This is a genomic window from Nostoc sp. UIC 10607, from assembly GCF_047228265.1.
GTDB classification, from domain to species: domain Bacteria; phylum Cyanobacteriota; class Cyanobacteriia; order Cyanobacteriales; family Nostocaceae; genus Nostoc; species Nostoc foliaceum_A.
In genome coordinates, this window is the sequence record NZ_JBIQNW010000158.1 from 1 (window position 1) to 2,527 (window position 2,527).

The 2,527-nt window shown below is 44.5% G+C and carries 2 protein-coding genes; one reads left to right on the plus strand and one right to left on the minus strand.

Features of this window, described 5'->3' with window-relative positions; translation table 11 throughout:
• Positions 1-89: 89 nt before the first annotated feature.
• The gene (locus ACEYW6_RS35975; protein WP_412983572.1) at positions 90-317 is read right to left on the minus strand and encodes a hypothetical protein; all 228 of its coding nucleotides are present in this window, start codon (positions 315-317) and stop codon (positions 90-92) included.
• Between the two features lie 416 nt (positions 318-733).
• Here ACEYW6_RS35975 and ltrA point away from each other — a divergent pair, with 416 nt between their 5' ends.
• Positions 734-2,431 carry a group II intron reverse transcriptase/maturase gene (gene ltrA, locus ACEYW6_RS35980; RefSeq protein ID WP_412983573.1) on the plus strand — a complete coding sequence of 566 codons (1,698 nt, stop codon included), beginning with the start codon at positions 734-736 and terminating at the stop codon, positions 2,429-2,431.
• The last annotated feature ends 96 nt before the right edge of the window (positions 2,432-2,527 follow it).

Genomic DNA, 2,527 nt, shown 5'->3' on the forward strand with positions numbered 1-2,527 from the left:
GGAGTGCGATTCGTTCACTCGAAATGAATAGAAATATTCAGGGATGAGTGACATTTGAGAGATAACCCTTAATGGGTGGAGTTCGCACTTTAATCTCTCTCAGATGATAACTGAATAACCATGAGGGTGATTTCAAGGAAAATCTCCAAGGAAAAGTCCCTCTCCGTAGGTGCAACGGTAACAGCATCATCCCTACGGTAGCGACTAGCCATCAATCCGTAAAGCGGGATGAAAAGGAGGAACAACTGGCAGCCTAAAGCTGGTTCCCCTTCGAGCATGAACCGATGAATAGCGAAAGCAAAGATGCGCCGAACCATCGTGACACTGAACCAGCGAAATAAGGCTTAATGCGTTGGAGCCAAAAGGCAAGGGATAAAGGGGGCTGGCAAATTCCCTGTTGACCAGTTGCACTCCCAATAAACCCGGTGGAAAGCATCATTCTAAGGGTTCTAACAATGGTTATTCGGAACGAAGTAACCTTTCGTTTGCTCTCAGCAAGGTCGATAACTGAGTAGGTGCTAACCGTATGCAACGACTAGGAGAGATTGAGTCAGAAGCTAATGCTTTGCTGTAATGACAGAGATATGCTGACGGACTTACGGTGATTTGGAGTGTAAAGTTATGAGTAGCAATGCAAAAGTCTAATACACGACAAGTTGCTCCCAAACCAACTAAAAACGGTTTTCTTCCCCTGAAGACTAACCCAATTAGAAAGGTAAAGAGGAATGAATCGATGGTGGAATGGAAACGCATCAACTGGCGTAAGTTAGAAAGACGTGTTTTTAAGTTGCAAAAACGAATTTACAAAGCATCTCGTCGTGGTGATGTCAAAGCATTTCGTAGACTCCAAAAGACGCTGATGAATTCCTGGGGAGCAAAATGTCTATCGGTTCGACGGGTTACACAAGACAACCAAGGTAAAAAGACAGCAGGAGTGGACGGCGTTAAATCACTATCCCCAGAAGCACGTCTTAATCTGGTTGCCAAATTAAAACCTAACTCAAAGGTGAAACCGACACGACGGGTTTGGATTCCCAAACCAGGAACGGATGAGAAACGACCTTTGGGAATTCCCGTAATGAACGACCGAGCCTTGCAAGCGCTGTTCAAATTGGCATTAGAGCCAGAATGGGAAGCGCGATTTGAACCTAACTCATACGGGTTCAGACCTGGGCGCTCATGTCATGATGCAAGAGAGGCAATATTAAATGCGGTTTGCAGAAAAGCAAAATATGTGCTGGATGCCGACATTGCAAAATGTTTCGACCGCATCGACCATGAAGCACTGCTAAGAAAATTAAATACATCCCCCACCATTCGCCGACAAATTCGAGCATGGTTAAAAGCGGGGGTGATGGATGGAAGGCAGTTGTTTCCGACATCTGAGGGTACGCCACAGGGCGGAGTCATTTCTCCGCTACTAGCTAACATCGCCCTTCACGGGATGGAAGAACGGATAATTAAGGCATTTCCAGAAATGTCCCAAACCGGTAGGGAAACTTGGTATCACAAAAAAGGTACAAAGTTCAAAAGCCCTCAAGTTATCCGATACGCCGATGACTTTGTGATTCTCCATAAAGACATAACCGTTGTCCAAAGATGCAGGGAGATAATCTCTGAATGGTTAATAGACATGGGTCTGGAATTGAAGCCTTCAAAAACACGTCTAACCCACACTCTAAATGAGTATGGTACAGAAAAACCAGGTTTTAACTTCCTTGGTTTTAACATAAGACAGTGGAAAGTGAGTAAATATGACTCAAAACAAGGTTTCAAGACAATCATCACCCCAAGCAAAGAAAAGCAAAAGATACATTACGACCGAATAGCAAGTATCATCGATGACCATAAAGCAGCGCCACAAATGGCGTTAATCAGCCGACTAAATCCGGTAATAACAGGATGGTCTAACTACTATTCAACATCAGTAAGTAAGGTTATCTTTGCTGACTTAGATAATCTCATGTATCCAAAGCTAAAAGCTTGGGCGCAACATCGCCACCCCAAGAAATCTGAGGGATGGGTGTCAAAGAAATATTGGCAATCCATAGGCGGTGATAATTGGGTATTCGCAACCAGACAGGAGGGTAAAAACCCGATGCGGTTACGGTCACATACGGAAACAAAGATTATCCGTCATGTGAAAGTCAAAGGCGATGCCAGTCCCTACGATGGCAACCTAATTTACTGGAGTTCAAGAATGGGAAAACACCCCGAAACGACAACGAGAGTGGCAACACTCTTAAAGAAACAAAAAGGGAAATGTACCCACTGCGGAATGTACCTTCGAGAGTTAGATGTACTGGAGATTGACCACATAACCCCCAAGAGTCTGGGAGGCAAAGATGATTACAAGAATCTCCAGATATTGCATCGACACTGCCACGATGAAAAGACAACTGAGGATGGTTCAGTTGTGAAGTACACATGACAACGTGCCGAGTCATTGAGGAGCCGTGTAATGGGAAACTATTAAGCACGGTTTTGAAGACCAACGGGGTTGGTGACAACCTCGTTGAGTTTACTT